Genomic DNA, 17,966 nt, shown 5'->3' with positions numbered 1-17,966 from the left:
TCTTCTCTCCATCACCCTTGAGATAGAAATACAAAATAAAAAAGCAGCAAATTCTGCTGCTTTTTCACACTTATATATGCCAAAAGTCATGTGTATGTCGTAACACCATATCTTACTGCGTATATTGCTGCTTGTGTTCGATCTCTCAGTTCTAGCTTACTAATCAAATTAGAAACATGATTCTTAACAGTTCCCTCTGTAATAAATAGCTTTTCGGCAATCTCTTTATTATTTAAACCAAGCCCAATTTCCCTTAAAACACCCACTTCACGCTCAGTTAATTGTTCTAGTTGTTTTGGCAGGGGGCATTCTACTGCTACTTTTGTCTTTTTTAATTCCTTTACAATTTGCGCTGTTATATCTTGAGGAAGCACAGCACCTCCACCGTGTACCGTTAAAATGGCTTGAACGATTGCATCCGTCTCCATGTCCTTCAATAAATATCCGCTCGCTCCTTGCTCTAATGCTCCAAAAATAAGCTCACTATCACTAAAAGTCGTTAACATAAGAACCTTTATATGAGGAAACTGTTCTCTAACTAAACGAGTTCCTTCAACACCATTCATACGAGGCATCCGAATATCCATCAAAATAATTTCAGGCTGTAATTGTTTCACCTTTTGTACGACTTCATCCCCATCACTAGCCGTCCCTACCACTTCCAGTTCCGGACGTAAATTTAATATCATTGCCAATCCATCACGAATCAGTGATTGATCATCCACAATCATAATTCGAATCATAACGCTCCCCCTATTATCCATGTTTTTTCTCGGAGTGGGAATTCGATTTTTAGGCGAAAACCTTTTTCTATTTCACTCTCAAATTGAATGATTCCACCATGCTCCTCTACACGTTCTTTCATATTAAGTAATCCAAACCCAGGGCTTACTTCATTGACTCCCATACCATTATCGGAAATACATAACTTAACTTGTTCCACTGAACAAACTAAACTTACTTCACATAAACTAGCTTTCCCGTGACGTTTTGCATTCGTTAAAGATTCTTGCATAATACGAAGCAACGTAGGCTGTAGTGACAACGGAATCACAACCGGATCCCCTTGTAATTGAAAAGATACTTGTACTTTCGTCGCTTTAGAATATCCATGTAACATTTCTCGCATATTCTCTATTATATTCCCTAGTTTACTTTCTTCTTTTAAGGCATGCACAGAAGCTCTTACTTCTTGAAGTGATTTTCTAGCTAACCCATGACATGTATGTAAAACCTCTTCCGTAGCGTCCGATTTTTGTTTCCATAAAGCCTCTGCCAGTTGCAACTGAACAAGCAAAGCAGTCATATTGTGACCGACGGTATCATGAATTTCTCGGGCAATATCATTCCGTTCCCGAACAGCTGTCAATTCTTCCACCTCTTTAGCATATAGCCGTAATTGTTCATGTGCTTCTTTTAAAGCTGTATGAGATAATGCTAATTCCCCATATTGCTCATCTACCATTTGCCTAGCAGCTGTAAGTTTTTTTATTAAGTTTCCAGCTAAAGCACTAAAAATGATAAACATAAAGTTAATTGCATTACTCTCCAATTCCAAACTCCCTGTATGTTGGTACGTATGCATTATATTTATAAACCAACAAAGAAAGAAAAAAGCGATGAAAAAATAAGTCATACTTTTACGCCAATCATGAATAAATAATCCTACCGCATCAATTCCAAATATAATTAAATACAAACATGTCTCGGGAAATAAAAATCCTAATAATGCTGTGACAATACCGTTTGCGAGCAAGGTATAAAAAATGAGCTTCCTACTCTCTTTTGCTTTTACAAGTAAAATATGATTCACAATATAAATGAAAAGTGCAATACCGACAAAAATTTGTAAATTTGCTGTTTCACGTGAAACATGATTTGCGTAAACGAAACAAATCATAACGATTGTAGCAATCCGCGCGTATCCTAACATAAAATTCTCCTCACATTTTAATAACCTAAAGTTCGTCTCGTTATCGCATCAACAAGAAAATTATACCAATTTTTTCTCTTTCCTTATAGAAAAAAGAACAAGCCCTCCCTCAAAATATGAGAAAACAACTTGCTCTTCCATTCTATTTTCTTTACCCCACAATATTCTCTAACTCATTATATAACTCCGCTCGTAAAAACTCTTTTTTCGTTTTTTCTTCATACAATTGTTCAAGCATTTCAACATCAACTACATGTTCCATTTTACATTCAAGTGCATATATATCTTCTTCTATATGCATTAACTCGCTTTCAACTTCCTCTAAATTCCTAGCCTTCTTCTTTTTTATAGGCATTACTTCTAACGCTCTATTCCCTTGCTGTTGCTGCTTCTGTTTTGCTACTTGTTTCTCAATTCTTTCTTCCCACTTTTGACGAGCCCATGCATAGTTCCCTGCAAACTCAAATAATTTGTGCTCATCAATCCAATATGTCTTTTCAAACAATTTATTTAAGAAATAACGATCATGTGAAACAGCTAAAATCGTCCCGTTATATTGTTCAAGGGCTTCCTCTAAAACTTCCCTTGATTCAATATCAAGATGATTCGTCGGTTCATCTAAAATGAGAAAGTTAACATCTTGATACATAAGTTGCGCGAGTCTTAACCTCATTTTTTCTCCACCGCTAAGTTGCGTTACTTTCTTAAAAACAGCTGGACCATAAAATAAAAACCGAGCTAATATATGTCTTGCTTCTCCCTCTGCTACAGCTACACACTCTCTAAAAGCTTCCAATACATTGTTCTTCATATTCCCGTACGCATGTTGCGATAAATAACCGATTTTCACACTACTACCAATCCGAATTTCACCAGTATCTTGCTTCATTTCTTCTAGTAGTAATTTTAATAACGTAGTCTTTCCTGTACCGTTACGTCCAACGATAGCTGCGCGCTCCTGAAAACGAATATGCAAATTTACTTTCTCGAATAAAGATCTGTCAGCAAATCCTTTACTCACTTCTTTCATTACAACAACATCTTTCCCGCTTCTCTCTTGCCCATCAAACTGAAGTCCCATCTGTTTTCTATCCAAAATGGGTCTCTTTAGTTTCTCTATGCGCTCTAATGCACGTTCCATATTTCTGGCTCTCTTATGCAATCCTTCATTCGGCGGATTCGCTTGATTTGCCCATTCTCGCAAGCGCTTAATTGCTTCTTTCATTTTCTTTATTTTCTTTTGCTGTTCTTGATACGCTTGAAATTCTTGAAGCAGCCTTTCTTCCTTTTCCTCAACAAACTGTGAATAGTTCGTATGATATACGTGAATTTCTCCATCTTCTAAATCAAAAATTTTCGTTACAACTTCATCAAGGAAATAGCGATCATGCGAAATGACCATAACTGTTCCTGTATATTCTTTTAGAAATTGCTCTAACCACTCGACTGCAAATAAGTCCAAATGATTTGTTGGTTCATCTAACAAAAGTAGATCTGGTTTCTGCAATAGCATATACGCAAGGCTTACCTTTGTTTGTTCTCCACCACTTAACTCCATAAATGATCTTGGAAATAGTTCCGTCACCTGTAGACCATTTGCTACCTTCATAATATTCGCTTCTATTTCATAACCACCGAGAAACGCGTACCTTTCTTGAATTACTCCGTATCTCTCCATCAATTTTTGTAAAGCAGATGATTCCTGTTCTTCCGCCATATTTTTTTCTAAAGCATGCATTTCTATCTCCAACTCTTTTTCCTTTTTAAAAGCGGAGCTTAATACATCATATACATTCATTTCATTATTGAATTTTGGAATTTGTGCTACATGACCGATGCATGTACCTTTCTTCATATGAATGGCTCCTGCATCCAAACTCTCCATTCCTGTTAGAAGCTGAAAGATAGTTGTCTTCCCACTACCGTTACGACCAACTAATCCAATACGTTCTCCATTCTTTATTTCAAGCGATATATTTTCAAATATGATGTTTCCACCAAAAGATTTCTTTACATTATTTACACTACAAATTGTCATTTTCCGTACTCCTTTCAATATAAAAAACCATGGGAAAGAAACATTCCCCATGGTTTTTGTCATAGAAAAAGGAAGCCAAATAGCTCCCTTTTCACACGTTTATCAAAAATGGGTGAAGAGACTTCTATCGTTCAATAGCTACTATGCAATTGTTAAAAAAGGGCATACGTATCCCGTTAACAACTACATCATGAAAAATCGCACGACAAATATAGATATAATCTAAAAATTTTGCGCGCGTAGCTAAAGAACATTTCATCTCATTCACTCCTTTCGTACGGAATTTAATACTTACTTCTTTATTATACTTCCCCGATTTATGTTTGAATAGTCATTTTTCTGAAAATAATGAAGATAGACTAAACATTTCAATAAGTGACATCAAATCTTACAAAACTGTTATGTTCACGTAATGGAAAGCGATAGTACGAAAAGATACCTCCCTATACAATAAAGATGTAAACAAGAGAGACAAAAACAAGGAGGAAACAATCATGATGAAAGAAATCTTAAAAGCAATCTTTGAGGTATTAGTGAACGGACAAGCAGTTGTAAAAGAACTAAACGAACTATAAAAGGGAGGAAAGAACTATGATGAACATGGTAAAAATGATCTTACATGCTTTAGTTGATGCGAAAGCAGTTAGCCAAGAATTAAACCAACAATAAAAAGGGGTATATGAATATGAAGAAAGCCATTATTGTAATCGCAAGTACAGCAATTGCCTTATACACAATAAAAAATAGAAAAAAGAAACAAAATGAAAATGCTCTATATTATCCATACACACTATTAAAGAAAAAATAAAAGACAAGGTACCCTATTGCAATGAGGATATCTTGTCTTTTATTTTTCCCTATTCCCTTTAAAGGATTTCCTTCTCCTTTTCCCGAATGTATTAAGCGGGATTTTTACATATATTTTAAAGGGGCATATATACAAATGGATACACAACAACTATATTTTTTAAACGATATCGGTAAACAAAAACCAGAAAGTATTCGGAACAGAAACACTGCATGTCCTTTTTGTGACAGAGAAAATTTAACGGATATTTTAGCAACTGAGGGCTCTATTATTTGGTTAAAAAATAAATTTCCTACATTAAAGGATACCTTTCAAACCGTGCTAATCGAAACAGATAATTGCGAAGACCATATCGCAGCATATACAGAAGAACATATGAGAAAACTAATTCGCTTCTCTATTCTCCATTGGTTAAACTTACAGGAAAATGAAGAATTCACTTCTGTGATTTTATACAAAAATCATGGTCCATTTTCAGGCGGAAGTTTGCATCATGCACATATGCAAATTATCGGAATGAAACATGTAGACTATCTTGAAAATATTGAGGAAGCAAATTTCCAAGGGGTAATTGTTCAAAAAAATGAACGCATTGAACTCAACATTTCAGAGCGTCCTATTATCGGCTTTACTGAATTTAATATCATCATTGAAGATATTGCATTTATAGATGAAATGGCAAATTATATTCAGCAAACTGTACGTTACATAATGACAGATTTCCACAAAGGGTGTAGTAGTTATAACTTATTCTTCTATTACTTAAACGGAAAAATCATTTGTAAAGTTGTTCCTAGGTGTGTAGTTTCACCGTTGTATGTAGGATATAAAATACCGCAAGTTTCTACAAAACTAGAAAATGTAAAAATACAATTAGCACAGTATTTCACGAGACAAAAGGATGAATTTATTCATAGAAAAACAGAGTAGGTATAAAAAACCTACTCTTTTATCCCGCATTAACGGGCAGTAAAACTCCCACCTCAAAACTCGGCGAATCCGAGGAAGTTAGGTGGAAGATCAACTGCCCGTAAAAGCCCGATTGGTGAAGGCTAATAATCAGCGGTGGATGAACAAACTCCCCCGCTGATTAAAGTTTCACTTTATCACGCCTTTATTTCGATAGTATACATCTTCTAATCCGATGTTATACTTCATATTATTATCCGTCCATTCTGGCCCTAAATTCCCTGGCCATCCAGATGTATTCGCTATATATTTCAGTAATGCAAAATCAGTCAAACCTTTTTGCACCCCGCGCTTGTACCCTTTCATTAAATGCGGCATTGCAATTTGAGCATTTGTACGTGGATCTTTCAACTCTTCATCTGTTAAATGATCTGGTGCAAGCCCACCACCGCGATGTAATTGAAACAACCCGAATGAAGTCCCGTTATCTCCAACACTTCTTGGATTTAACCTACTTTCATGTTCGGCAATTGTAAGAGGTATCCATTCCGGAAGGTTTACTTTCTTTGCTTCCTCTATAATAATTTGTTTCATCTGTTTTGCTTCTTCTGAATCAACATAGCTTGTTTCATTCATTAGCTTACCCATTCCTTCAGACTTTCCTTGGAAATATAAATACACTCCAAGAACAACTAAAAATCCTACAAAGAATTTCTTCACTACCTCTACCTCTTTCTCCGCTGAAATTTGTCCCCTTTCAGCCTTCCCTTTACAATTACCACACTCTATCACTCTCTTACTCTTTAATCATAGCAAATAACTATACATAGTATCATCATGCTTTAGACCGATTTTGTGAAAAAACATATGGTAAATACGTGCAAAAATGTAACTTACATAGACTATAACTTATTTTTTGTATATAATTGTAAATTGAATTCCATATGTAGAATAGGAGAATACATAAATGAAAAGAACTCTACTAATCTTTTTCGGCATTTTACTACTCATTCCTATACATACCTCTGCGCAAACATCATCAAAACCAAAAGTACTCGTTTTGTATAGTACAGAAGACGATAAAATTACAAACAATGTACAAATCCTTAATACTCAGTTAGGACACTTTACAAATAATATAACAGTAAAAAATTTGAAAGAAATAAGTAAAATTACTGATTCAACTTCTTATACACATATTGTTTATATCGGAGAGAAAAAAGAAGATCTTTCTACTAAAGCAAAACAATTTCTAGAAAACTTCTCGGGTCCAGTATTAGTTTTAGGACAAAATGTTGAACAATTATCTAATCGTTTTTCTTTCATTACCTCGAAAGAAACCGATATACGAATTCACACTATAGAATATCCGACTAACCAGTTAAAAAATGAATTACATGAAGAACGCTTAATGAAGAAAGTTGAAACAAAAGGAACAACTCTTGCTTACGCCTTGAGTGCTGATGGAACTCATCCGTTAATCGTTCAGCAAGGACCATCCTATTATGTCGCGACTCCAAACCTTTTTGATTGGATGTCTCATTACGTCGGTGAAATGCTATTTTCTTACTTTGAACAAAAGCCTATGACAAATAAAACTTTAGCTTATTTACGTCTTGAAGACGTTCACCCAGCTGTAGATGTAAAGCAATTAAAAGAAATCGCTGAATTACTAAAAGAGAAAAAGCTCCCTTATATGATTACCGTTATCCCTGTTTACAAAGATCCAGACACAGGAAAAACAGTACATCTAAAGGATAACTCTGAATTAATCGATGTTTTACGCTTTATGCAAGATAATGGTGGCTCTATCGTTATGCATGGTTACACCCATCAATTTTATGATAGTGAAACTGGCGAAGGTTTTGAATTTTGGGATGTAAAAACTGATCAACCAATTCGTCAACCGAACCATGAAAAGCCAAAAACAAAAGACGATTTCCAATCTACAGAGGACTATAATAAATACGTTGAAAACGGAAAAGCCTTTGAAGAAAAGTATATTAAAGAGCATATTGAAAAAGGGATTACAGAGCTTGTAGAAGCTAAATTATATCCAGTTGCTTTTGAAGCTCCGCACTATACAATGTCTCAAAAAGGATATGAAATACTATCACAATATTTTTCAACTTATGTAGGACAAATACAACTAAACGATACAACTTGGAAATCGATGCACTCACCGGCTTATATAAGTACACCTTCATTTTTACATGGGATGAAACTAATTCCTGAAACGGTTGGCTTTATTGAAGAAGATAAGCCACAAGCTATAGCAAAAATGAAAGAACGTGCTTTATCTGTCGAAAAATTATCCGATGGAATTATCGGTGCATTTTATCATCCTTACTTGGGCGCTAAACCATTAAAAGAAGTATTAAAAGAACTAGAAAGTATTCCAAACATAGAGTGGATTGATTTACAAAAAGAAACGAATGAAGTAAAAATGAAAGATATTCATATTACTACTAATAAAGACGGCATTCATGCTGAACAGCCAACAAGTGCGACGGACATAATTGATTATATAAAACAATATGGGTTCTTCCTTATAATTGGGTTCATTATAATTGTCTTTCTTTTATTATTAAGACGCGCGAAAAAATTAGAGTCATAATAAAAACACCAAGCGAGATGCTTGGTGTTTTTTCATCTATATTATTTAACAATTAAGTTTGTTATTATATCAAATAATCCAATACACACTACGGCAACAGTAAAGTAGCTACAGAAATCTTTAATTGGAAACTTCACTACTTCTTCTTTACGCATCCCAGTTTTCTCCCTTCTTAATATATCCCTAATTATTTTTTATCTATTTGTATCTATTATGCAAAAAATATGACAAATTTACTATCGAATTAACTTACTTAAACCTTACAATGTTGTAAGGTTTAAAAAAGAACCCCATCTAAATAAAGATGAGGTCTATTAAAAATCAGTTGGTTTTTCATTCTTCATTAACATTACAAACAGAAAGTAATACAGTGAGACTTTCTAGTTACACTATATGAAATTCACTATATTTTAACCATCGAATTACATTACAGAAGGCTTACAGATTTGTAAGCTATGTGTAATGTAATTCGATAGTTTCCCTTACCTATATTTCGTACAATAAGGTTAGAAAGTAAGCCAAATAAGAAGAACACTCACATAACCAAATTACATTGATAGTGACCCAATCTTCTTATACTTTCATTTTTGTTACTACAATGTGTCCCCTTCCCCTTTATATAAAAAATGCCCTAGTTTATATGAACTAGGGCATTTTTATGCACCAAACAAATACCCCTATCTAGTATTTTTCCTTTCGACAAAAAATAGATGGGGGTATATTTTTGCTATCTCATCGCCAAAAGTTTACTCTTCGCATTTATAGGAATACTTGTAGTCTCAATCTCTTCAATTGACTCACCGTAACGCCCTTTTGCGAACACCTTTAACGCTTCGTCTCTCTTTAACATATGTTTAACAGTTTTCTTTATTTTTTGTTCTCTTCCACGTTCATCAAATGCAATAAATTCATATTCATACCATTCATCACCGACATGCTGACCAATCGTATCCACGATTGTATAGTATTCTTTCGTCGTATAAAGTGGATTATATTTATCAATAACTGGTCCAAGTTTCGTAGGTAATAACACTACTACTATCGCTATCATCGCTATTACAGTAGCAATCATTTTTTTCTTCATAATACGTAATCGCCCTCCTCTATTGGATACTTATTCATCCATTCTAAATAGAACGAATGAAATCTACCATTCAATCCTATTACATTCCCCTTACATTTTTGTAAGAATAATAAAAAAAGATGAACGAATTTTCTCGTTCATCTTTTAGCTTGCTTTAAAACCACCGCCAAGTACATCACGTACATCGTGAATGACAACGAAGGCATCTTCATCAACTTGGCTAATAACTTGCTTTAACTTAACAAGCTCTTGTTTATTAATAACAACATATAATACTTCTTTATTTTTACCAGTATATCCGCCGCGACCTTCTAGTACAGTAACACCGCGTGTCATGTTTTTCGTAATGGTCTCACGAATTAAGTCTGGCTGATTTGAAATAATCGTAACAGCCGTTTTTGTATCCATTCCTTCTACAATGAAATCAATCACTTTCGCTCCGATGAATACAGCAACAAGCGTATACATTGCCTTTTCTTGTCCTATTATAAATACAGAACCAGCAATTACAATAATATCAATAATAAGTACGCCTTTTCCAACACTCCACCCTAAATATTGATTTGCTAACTGTGCTAAAATGGCTGATCCTCCTGATGTACCTCCAGCTTTGAACATACACCCTAATCCGATACCTACAAATACACCCGCGAATAAAGCGGCTAATAGCGTATCGCTGTTTACTTGATACTGAATATGTTCTGTAACATATAAAAACAAAGATGTTTCTACAATCCCTAAAATTGTATAAACCATCGTTTTCTTATCAAAAAATTTATAACCAATAGCTAATAAAATTGCATTCAAAACAAGATTCGTAATTCCTGGTGACCATCCAAATAAATAATAAGTAACAACCGTTAGACCGATGATTCCACCTTCTGATAAACGGTTTGGAATTGCGAAGTAATTAATACCAATTGCAAATAGTAATGAACCGATTGTAATTAATGCGATTTCCTTCATACGTTGATTAACCATAGTTCATCCCTCCCCCCATTTGACATTGTATCACTATCTCCTAGAGGTTTAGAAGTGGTTTTTATTACGCATTTTTTCTCATAATGACTGAGACATTATGTTTAAACAAAGGGGTGATTAATTATTCATATTTTCTCTAACTGTACGAACAAATCGCTCCACATTCCCTTTCTGAATATACTTAGCTCTAACCATTTCATGATTACAAGTAAATTCAAAATACGGATGAAAATCTATGCTATCTATATGTAAATATGAATACTCTCTAAATGTTGAAGGATAGTACGGAAATTCCCCGTAAAACAGGAGACGTCTAGTAGTGGCAACAAAAATTCCATGTTGATAACATAGCGTAAAATTATCCTTCTCAAATATTCCTACCACAAAGGCTAAAATCTTTTCGTCATCCTCTACATATTTTTTTATACTCGATAAAAGTTCATTCATGTATATCCCTCCAAATTCTATTCATCGCTTTAACACTTGAAAAGACTCCATGGATTGTTATAAACCGGTGTAACTCCTTTATAAAGTATGAAACGCGTTTCCTGTCAAAGATATTTCAAAAAAATAATCCGTTATGTGATTATACACATAACGGATTCCAGCTAAACTGTAGAGCGTTCCACAAGTTTATAAGGCATTTCCACCTTTTCTTGTTTAGAACTCTCATCATTTACTTGCCTGTAAAACATTTCAAAAGCCGTCTTACCTATTCCCTTTAAATTTTGGTCAATGGTTGTAAGTTGTAAAACTTGAGAAATCGGTTGATTATCAAAACCAATAATCGCTAAATCCTCAGGAACTTTAATACCTAATTTTTCAACTTCTGTCATGATTCCAATCGCAACTTCATCTCCTGCTACTATTAAAGCTTCCGGGAGATTCTGCATCTCCTTTAACTTATGAGCCACTCTCACACCATCTTCTAATGTAAAACATTCTGTAAAAATCCATTCTTCATTCACTTCTTCATCTATAGATTGCAGTTGCTGTTTATAAGCATCAAAACGTTTTTGACTACTCGGCCCTAATCTTCTTCCCGTACAATAACCGATTTTTTTATAATTTTTTTCAATCAAATAATTCATCCCTAATTGAAAAGCAGCTGAATGATTTGTATATACACTCGAGATATTTGAAATATCGTTATCCTCACAAGCAATTATTGTGCCGTAAGAAGCATACGGTTCTATCACTTCCCAATCATTTGCACGTGAACAAATAATAAGCCCATCCAACTGTTTTGTCTTTAACATATGTAAACTCTTCATTTCTTCCTTCTTATTGTAATTCGTTTGGCAAAGTAGCACTCTGTAATTATGAGCTAACGCTCCCTCCATCATTCCTCCTACCATTGCATCGAAGCTCGGATGATTAATATAAGGCAGAATTACACCAACAATATTCGTCTTTCCTTTCGATAAATGAACCGCATTTGCATTTTGTGAGTAATTCAATTTCTCAACTATTTCTAAAACAACTTTCCTTTTTTCTTCACTTACATACGGATGATCATTTAATACCCTCGAAACAGTCGTAACTGAAACCCCAGCCATCTTTGCAATATCTTTAATATTAGCCATACACTCACCTCTACTTTTAACTTAATGAATCACATGAACATATGTCAAATCTTCTCATCATGACACTTTCATTCGTTTTTCTTACAAAAGTGTAATTTTCCTGTAAGCTAATTCGATAGTGACTCTCCGCAACATTTCATATAATTAAGTCAGAAACAGGGCAACAACCATTTGAAAAGGAGCGGATCTATATGATGAACAAAATGAAAACGAACAATTCCTTAAATACAATGAGCTTGGTATTTTCCGCTCTTATCGATGCAAAAGCTGTTGCTTCTACATTAAACAAGTAAGGAGAATGCATTATGAACAACATCACTTTTAATAAATTAGATTTTTTAGGACTAGCTAGCGGCACGGTTCTTCTTACTGCTTTCATTTACGCTGCTACACTATAACTTTGTGTCCCCTTTCCCCTTTATATAAATAGTAATAGAAAAGACGACCGTCTATGCTCGGTCGTCTTTTCTTATTTTTGATTTGGCTGCAAAACTTCCTTTAGTTCGTCAAACTTTGCATTTAATTCATCTGTCATCATTTTCATAGCCGTTTTTCGATCTATTTGTTCTTCAGCATCGATTTGAATTGGGTCTCCAAAAACTAATCGCGCTTTTTTTCCTTTTATCAATTCTTTTACGCTTGATGGACCAACATAAGCTGCCGGTATTAACGGAACATTAGAACGCATTGCAATTGTAACAGCCCCAGCTTTTAGTGAAACGTCTTCTGATGATCTCGTCCCACTTGGGAAAATCCCTACTACTTTCCCTTCTTTTAATAAACGCGATGGAATTTTCAATGTGCTTGGCCCTGGATTCGCACGATCTACAGGGAATGCATTTACATTTTTAAAAAACCAGTTTTTAAATTTCCCTTCAAACAATTCTTTTTTTGCCATGTAATGAATTTGGGTTGGGTACATTCCTGCTGCTAACATTAAAACGTCCATAAAGCTTGTATGTGTGCAAGCAACAACGTAAGGGCCACCTTCTGGTAATTTCTCTCTCCCTTGTACTTCTACTTTCCCGGCCATTTTAAATATATATTTCAACGAAAATGTAATTGGTTTATACATTCATTTCGTTCCTTTCTAAACATCCGAATTGGAATCATATTCTTACAACGATTATAACACTAAGTTTTAGGAGTTGGTAATAAAAATAAGTATTTATTGTTAAATTTCAATTCTTACAAAAGTGTAATTTTCTTGTAAGCTAATTCGATAGTGACTTCCCCCAATCTCTTATACAATTAAGTCAGAAAGTAACAACAACCATTTGAAAAGGAGCGGATATATATGATGAACAAATTTAAAACGAACAATTTCTTAAATACAATGGGCATGGTATTATCCGCTCTTGTCGATGCAAAAAATGTTACTACTACATTAAACAAGTAAGGAGAATTTATAATGAATAACATCACTTTTAACAAATTAGATTTTTTAGGATTAGCTAGCGGCTCGGTTCTTCTTACTGCTTTTATTTACGCTGCTACGCTTATATGAACTTTGCGTCCCCTTTCCCCTTTATATAGAAGAAGACGACCGTCTATGCCCGGTCGTCTTCTTAAATTTTTCTTTCCTGTAACTCTTTTAAAAGCTCTATCAGCTCAGCCTGCTGTTCTATCTTCTTACGACCATTCCGATTAATTGCTGCAAGTTCGCAGGCAACTCCAACGGCAAAGAAAAACAATAAACTTTCTAACATGTAAAAATCCTCCAGTTACCTATTAAACAGCTTGACGCAATTGATCTTCTTGTAAAACTTGTTTATTTATATTTTCTTCTTTTCTCTGACAAACATTATTACGAATAAGCGCTGCAATAACGAGTAATGTTCCTACAATATCAAACATTGTTATTTTATATCCTTGCATCATCATAATAACTAAAGTAGTAATTGGTACAAAGTTAATAAATAAAATGCCATTAATTGATGATAAGATTTTCACACCATAGTTCCAAGCAAGTAGTGCTACGATACCTGGTAATGTCATCATAAATAACAAGTCATATTTCACAATAGAGATCGTTTCCATACTTGGAATTGATACATATCCAAACGCCGTAATGATTACAGTTATAATCCCTGTGACAGTCGTACCAAATACACACGTCAACGTAGAATAACGTAATGTTGACCAATCGCTACACGTTTGACCACCCATCGTATAAATAACCCAGCCTACAACACCAACAAATATAAATGCTAGTGAAAACATATTATCTTTCAATGTTAAAAAGAAACTCATATCACCTTTCGTGATAACAAATACAGCCCCTACAAACGCGATAATCATGCTCGTTATCATATACTTCTTCGGCTTTATATTTTTATATCCCCATAAAATACAAATTGAAATCATAGGCATAAGCGCCTCCATAACAGAAGCTACCATTACACCTGATCTTCCCATTAACATTTGTCCTAGAAAAATTAATACATTGTATACGGTAAACGCCATTGTTCCAAAAAAGACGAGTAACTTTCCTCTTCCTTCTAAGCGAAATGCTTTCTTTCCTTCTTTCATTAGCAATAATACAATCAGTACAATTGCTACCGCCCCATAACGAATTAACGAAAAATAAAACGGATCTATGTATTCTAGCGCATGATCAGCAACCGGAAACATCGCTCCCCATGACATACTTGCAATTAAACACGCTAAAGCACCTATTATCATTTGACCTTTTCTCACCACAATCCCCCACTTCTTTCTATTTGCACAAGGAGAATTGTAAAAGAAAAAATATATCACGTAAAATGATTCAAAATGATGCTAACTATCATTTATAATGATAGTTAACATCAAGGGGGAGCATATAATGGAATTACGAGACTTACAAATCTTCCAGAGCGTTGCTGACCGAGGTAGTGTAAGTAGCGCAGCAAAAGAGTTAAATTACGTACAATCAAATGTAACCGCGCGTATTAAACAATTAGAAAACGAGCTAAAAACACCTCTCTTTTATCGTCATAAACGAGGCATGACTTTAACAGCTGAAGGCAGAAAAATGCTCGTTTATGTTAATAAAATTTTGCAAGATGTTGAAGAGCTAAAACAAGTGTTTTTAGATAGTGAAACACCATCTGGTATATTAAAAATTGGTACAGTCGAAACAGTCAGTACATTACCTACCATCTTGTCTTCTTACTATAAAAGCTATCCAAATGTCGATTTATCATTACAAGCCGGTCTAACGGAAGAACTTATTAGAGAAGTACTCGATCATCAATTAGATGGTGCTTTTATATCAGGTCCTATTAAACATCCACTAATTGAACAATACGATGTTAGTACTGAGAAATTAATGCTTGTTACACAAAGTAAAGCTTTTCATATAGAAGAATTTACTACGACGCCCCTACTCGTTTTTAATCAAGGATGTGGATACCGTTCCAAGCTAGAACGATGGCTTAAAGATGAAGGTTTGCTACCAAAAAGAATTATGGAATTTAACATATTAGAAACAATATTAAACAGTGTTGCACTTGGCCTTGGAATTACACTCGTACCACAGTCTGCCGTCCAGCATCTTTCCAAGGCAGGTAAAGTACATTGTCATGCCATCCCTGAAAAATATGGTAGTATTTCAACAGTTTTCATACGTCGCAAAGATAGCTACATGACTAATTCAATGCGTAGCTTTTTAAAAACAATTGAAGAGCATCATCATATCAATATGCTCTAAAAGACATTCTTACACGAATGTCTTTTTTTCTTACAAAAGTGTAATCCTCCCGTAAGCTAATTCGATAGTTGCAGGCGGCTATATTTCATATAATTAAGACATAAAGCAGGGCAACAACAATTCGAAAAGGAGCGGATACGCATGATGAACAAAATGAAATCAAACAACTTTTTTAACACAATGGGCATGGTGCTATCCGCACTTGTCGATGCAAAAGCAGTTGCAACTACATTAAACAAATAAGGAGAGATTATAATGAACAACATTACTTTCAACAAATCAGACTTTATCGGACTTGCAAGTGGAGCGACTCTTCTTACAGCTTTCATTTACACACTCGCTCAAAGTCTTGTTTAACAATTCGTTTCCCCAAACCCCTTTATATATAGAAAAAGCTGCTCGTCTTATAGACAAGCAGCTTTTTAGTTTGTTTCATATATAATTTGGCCTGTTTTCTTAATATCGTATCCGCCAATCGCTTTTAACTCATTATGAAATTCTTCCGATTGCAGAATGTCTTTCATAACTTCAATAAGCTCTTCGTTTTCTTTATTCTTCAAAATTACTAAATCATACTGTTCTTTCATTATCGGAATAAAGTCTACATTTACAATTTGCGAAACCTTTTCTGACCCTACTCCAACATCAGCTTTTCCGTTCGCAATTTGCGAAGCAACACCAAGATGATTTGATTCTTCCCATTCATATCCACTAATATGTTCTTTATTTAACTTTTGAATTCGTAATTGTTCATCCACTAGCACCCTAATACCAGAGCCTTTTTCTCGATTCACAAATTTTATAGAGGATTGGGATATATCAGCCCATGTCTTTATTTTCTTTGGATTTCCTTTTTGAACATAAAAGCCCACATTTCTTGCCAATAAATTGATCATAATACATGGTTGTCCAACTAAAATACGTTTTACGTAAGGAACATTATATGCACCCGTTTCACCATCAAATAAGTGTAAACTAACTACACTTCCTTCTCCTTGGTACATCTTCACTAAACTCGTTAAACTACCTTGATACGCTCTTAATACATTAGAATTTGGCAATCGATTTTCTATACGTTTTGCCAGCATATCTAACGTTAGTTCTTGCCCGCTAATAATGCATGTATTCAAGATACTACTATCGTCATTCTTTACAGAAGTAACTTGTATCTTTCCTGTTTTCATTTGCTTTATATATTGCTCTAAATCCGCTGCATCAATGCGCATCTGTCTACCCACTCTATAAGAAGGAAGTTCTCCTTTTTTAATTAAGTCGTATACAGTTAATTTTGATACTTTTAATCGCTTCGCTACTTCTTCCGTTGTGTAGGAATGATGATCCATAGACGATTCCTCACTTTCTTCCTTCATTGTAACAAAGAAAAGAATATTTCTCCTATTTTTTAAAAACAACCATATCGTTCAAATTATATTCAATTATAACTAGTTATAATTAGTTATATTTAGTTATAATTAAATATGTCAAAACGAAAGGGGATTTTTTTATGAACAAATTCACATTACGATCTATTGGGGCACTTATACTTTCTTTCCTTCTTATATTTAGTGCTGCTTGTACAAGCGGGGAAAAGAAAGAAAAGTCAGCTGCTAAAGAGGGAGAAACAGTCGAACTGACTGTATCAGCTGCCGCTAGCTTACAAGATGCATTAAAAGAAATTGAAAAACAATATAAAGAGAAAGAGCCAACTATTCAACTTTCTTTTAACTTCGGTGCTTCTGGTGCACTTCAACAACAAATCGAACAAGGTGCGCCTGCCGATTTATTCTTCTCTGCGGCAGAAGATAAATTTCAAACTCTTGTTAAAAAAGGATTCATTAATGAAAAAGAAGGGAAAAATCTTCTTGGAAATGAACTAGTTCTAGTCGTCCCAAAAGATAGTTCTCTTACAAAAATCCAAGATTTAAAAGATGAAAAAATCAAGAAAATCGCACTTGGTACACCTGAATCAGTACCTGCTGGGAAATATGCAAAAGCTTCTCTCACACATGAAAATCTTTGGAATGACATTCAAAATAAAATCGTATTTACAAAAGATGTTCGCCAAGTGTTAACATATGTAGAAACAGGTAATGTCGATGCTGGTATTGTATACAAAACAGATGCTCTCATTTCAGACAAAGTAAAGATTGGCGAGACGGCAGCTGCTACTTCTCATGAACCAATCCACTATCCTTTAGGCGTTATAAAAGAATCGAAGCATAAGAAAGAGGCGACTTCATTTTATGAATATTTGCAGTCAAAAGATGCACAATCTATCTTTAAGAAATATGGATTTACAGTCCTATCATAATTGGC

Annotated in this window: 21 protein-coding genes; 8 read left to right on the top strand and 13 right to left on the bottom strand. The window is 34.4% G+C overall.

The features are described from left to right. Positions 1-86: 86 nt before the first annotated feature. The 4 genes from ACFWDE_RS09555 to ACFWDE_RS09540 form a co-directional block, all read right to left on the bottom strand. Positions 87-743 (bottom strand): response regulator, encoded by a 657-nt coding sequence (locus ACFWDE_RS09555; RefSeq protein WP_377891807.1) that lies wholly within the window; start codon positions 741-743, stop codon positions 87-89. Continuing rightward, positions 740-1,933 carry a sensor histidine kinase gene (locus ACFWDE_RS09550; protein ID WP_377891804.1) on the bottom strand — a complete coding sequence of 398 codons (1,194 nt, stop codon included), beginning with the start codon at positions 1,931-1,933 and terminating at the stop codon, positions 740-742. Before ACFWDE_RS09550 ends, ACFWDE_RS09555 begins: the two co-directional genes overlap by 4 nt. 151 nt (positions 1,934-2,084) lie before the next feature. Beyond that, positions 2,085-3,971: a ribosomal protection-like ABC-F family protein gene (gene abc-f / locus ACFWDE_RS09545; RefSeq protein ID WP_377891802.1), complete on the bottom strand. Its 1,887-nt coding sequence runs from the start codon at positions 3,969-3,971 to the stop codon at positions 2,085-2,087. A 124-nt stretch (positions 3,972-4,095) separates the two neighbouring features. Next, the gene (locus ACFWDE_RS09540; protein ID WP_002139888.1) at positions 4,096-4,230 is read right to left on the bottom strand and encodes an RAxF-45 family protein; all 135 of its coding nucleotides are present in this window, start codon (positions 4,228-4,230) and stop codon (positions 4,096-4,098) included. A 420-nt stretch (positions 4,231-4,650) separates the two neighbouring features. Between ACFWDE_RS09540 and ACFWDE_RS09535 the strand changes: the two genes are divergently transcribed. Further along, on the top strand, positions 4,651-4,779 hold the full coding sequence (locus tag ACFWDE_RS09535) for a hypothetical protein (RefSeq protein ID WP_002029408.1): 129 nt from the start codon (positions 4,651-4,653) through the stop codon (positions 4,777-4,779). Between the two features lie 135 nt (positions 4,780-4,914). After that, a complete protein-coding gene (locus ACFWDE_RS09530; protein WP_483861748.1) occupies positions 4,915-5,709 on the top strand; it encodes a DUF4931 domain-containing protein in 795 nt (264 codons plus the stop codon). A gap of 168 nt (positions 5,710-5,877) precedes the next feature. On the opposite strand, the gene ACFWDE_RS09525 is transcribed toward ACFWDE_RS09530, so the two are convergent. Next, a complete protein-coding gene (locus ACFWDE_RS09525) occupies positions 5,878-6,408 on the bottom strand; it encodes a transglycosylase SLT domain-containing protein (protein WP_377891795.1) in 531 nt (176 codons plus the stop codon). Between the two features lie 247 nt (positions 6,409-6,655). Here ACFWDE_RS09525 and ACFWDE_RS09520 point away from each other — a divergent pair, with 247 nt between their 5' ends. Continuing rightward, positions 6,656-8,305 (top strand): DUF2334 domain-containing protein, encoded by a 1,650-nt coding sequence (locus tag ACFWDE_RS09520; protein ID WP_377891792.1) that lies wholly within the window; start codon positions 6,656-6,658, stop codon positions 8,303-8,305. 727 nt (positions 8,306-9,032) lie between these two features. Here the strand turns inward: ACFWDE_RS09520 and ACFWDE_RS09515 are convergent. The 4 genes from ACFWDE_RS09515 to ACFWDE_RS09500 all read right to left on the bottom strand — a co-directional run bounded on the left by ACFWDE_RS09515 (position 9,033) and on the right by ACFWDE_RS09500 (position 11,956). Beyond that, positions 9,033-9,389 (bottom strand): YxeA family protein, encoded by a 357-nt coding sequence (locus ACFWDE_RS09515; RefSeq protein WP_377891789.1) that lies wholly within the window; start codon positions 9,387-9,389, stop codon positions 9,033-9,035. 144 nt (positions 9,390-9,533) lie between these two features. Further along, positions 9,534-10,370, bottom strand: a complete 837-nt coding sequence (locus ACFWDE_RS09510; RefSeq protein WP_002151335.1) for a YitT family protein — start codon at positions 10,368-10,370, stop codon at positions 9,534-9,536. 117 nt (positions 10,371-10,487) lie between these two features. Beyond that, positions 10,488-10,817, bottom strand: coding sequence for a PH domain-containing protein (locus ACFWDE_RS09505; protein ID WP_377891785.1), 330 nt, complete (start codon positions 10,815-10,817; stop codon positions 10,488-10,490). Between the two features lie 161 nt (positions 10,818-10,978). Further along, entirely contained in the window at positions 10,979-11,956 is a 978-nt protein-coding gene (locus ACFWDE_RS09500) for a LacI family DNA-binding transcriptional regulator (protein ID WP_377891782.1), read from the bottom strand. Between the two features lie 305 nt (positions 11,957-12,261). Between ACFWDE_RS09500 and ACFWDE_RS09495 the strand changes: the two genes are divergently transcribed. Continuing rightward, complete coding sequence (locus ACFWDE_RS09495; RefSeq protein WP_012260201.1) at positions 12,262-12,354, top strand: DUF3948 family protein; 93 nt, start codon at positions 12,262-12,264, stop codon at positions 12,352-12,354. A 71-nt stretch (positions 12,355-12,425) separates the two neighbouring features. On the opposite strand, the gene ACFWDE_RS09490 is transcribed toward ACFWDE_RS09495, so the two are convergent. Further along, positions 12,426-13,031, bottom strand: coding sequence for a lysophospholipid acyltransferase family protein (locus tag ACFWDE_RS09490; RefSeq protein ID WP_377891779.1), 606 nt, complete (start codon positions 13,029-13,031; stop codon positions 12,426-12,428). 336 nt (positions 13,032-13,367) lie between these two features. Here ACFWDE_RS09490 and ACFWDE_RS09485 point away from each other — a divergent pair, with 336 nt between their 5' ends. After that, a complete protein-coding gene (locus tag ACFWDE_RS09485) occupies positions 13,368-13,463 on the top strand; it encodes a DUF3948 family protein (protein WP_070127837.1) in 96 nt (31 codons plus the stop codon). A 61-nt stretch (positions 13,464-13,524) separates the two neighbouring features. Here ACFWDE_RS09485 and ACFWDE_RS09480 read toward each other — a convergent pair whose 3' ends face one another. Both ACFWDE_RS09480 and ACFWDE_RS09475 read right to left on the bottom strand, forming a co-directional pair. Next, positions 13,525-13,665, bottom strand: a complete 141-nt coding sequence (locus ACFWDE_RS09480; RefSeq protein WP_105587166.1) for a YrzO family protein — start codon at positions 13,663-13,665, stop codon at positions 13,525-13,527. A 22-nt stretch (positions 13,666-13,687) separates the two neighbouring features. Continuing rightward, a complete protein-coding gene (locus ACFWDE_RS09475) occupies positions 13,688-14,656 on the bottom strand; it encodes a DMT family transporter (RefSeq protein ID WP_377891774.1) in 969 nt (322 codons plus the stop codon). 127 nt (positions 14,657-14,783) lie between these two features. On the opposite strand from ACFWDE_RS09475, the gene ACFWDE_RS09470 reads away from it, so the two are divergent. After that, positions 14,784-15,650, top strand: coding sequence for a LysR family transcriptional regulator (locus tag ACFWDE_RS09470; protein ID WP_377891771.1), 867 nt, complete (start codon positions 14,784-14,786; stop codon positions 15,648-15,650). A gap of 255 nt (positions 15,651-15,905) precedes the next feature. Then, positions 15,906-16,007 carry a DUF3948 family protein gene (locus ACFWDE_RS09465; RefSeq protein WP_001060020.1) on the top strand — a complete coding sequence of 34 codons (102 nt, stop codon included), beginning with the start codon at positions 15,906-15,908 and terminating at the stop codon, positions 16,005-16,007. Positions 16,008-16,072: 65 nt separating this feature from the next. Here ACFWDE_RS09465 and ACFWDE_RS09460 read toward each other — a convergent pair whose 3' ends face one another. Beyond that, complete coding sequence (locus tag ACFWDE_RS09460; protein ID WP_377891862.1) at positions 16,073-17,020, bottom strand: substrate-binding domain-containing protein; 948 nt, start codon at positions 17,018-17,020, stop codon at positions 16,073-16,075. A gap of 134 nt (positions 17,021-17,154) precedes the next feature. On the opposite strand from ACFWDE_RS09460, the gene modA reads away from it, so the two are divergent. Beyond that, positions 17,155-17,961 (top strand): molybdate ABC transporter substrate-binding protein, encoded by an 807-nt coding sequence (modA, locus tag ACFWDE_RS09455; RefSeq protein WP_377891768.1) that lies wholly within the window; start codon positions 17,155-17,157, stop codon positions 17,959-17,961. Positions 17,962-17,966: the final 5 nt, after the last annotated feature.

Source organism: Bacillus sp. NPDC060175 (assembly GCF_042728695.1).
In the GTDB taxonomy this organism is placed as follows: Bacteria; Bacillota; Bacilli; order Bacillales; family Bacillaceae_G; genus Bacillus_A.
Note: the sequence above shows the minus strand (reverse complement) of the source record. Positions and strands in the feature narration are given on the sequence as shown.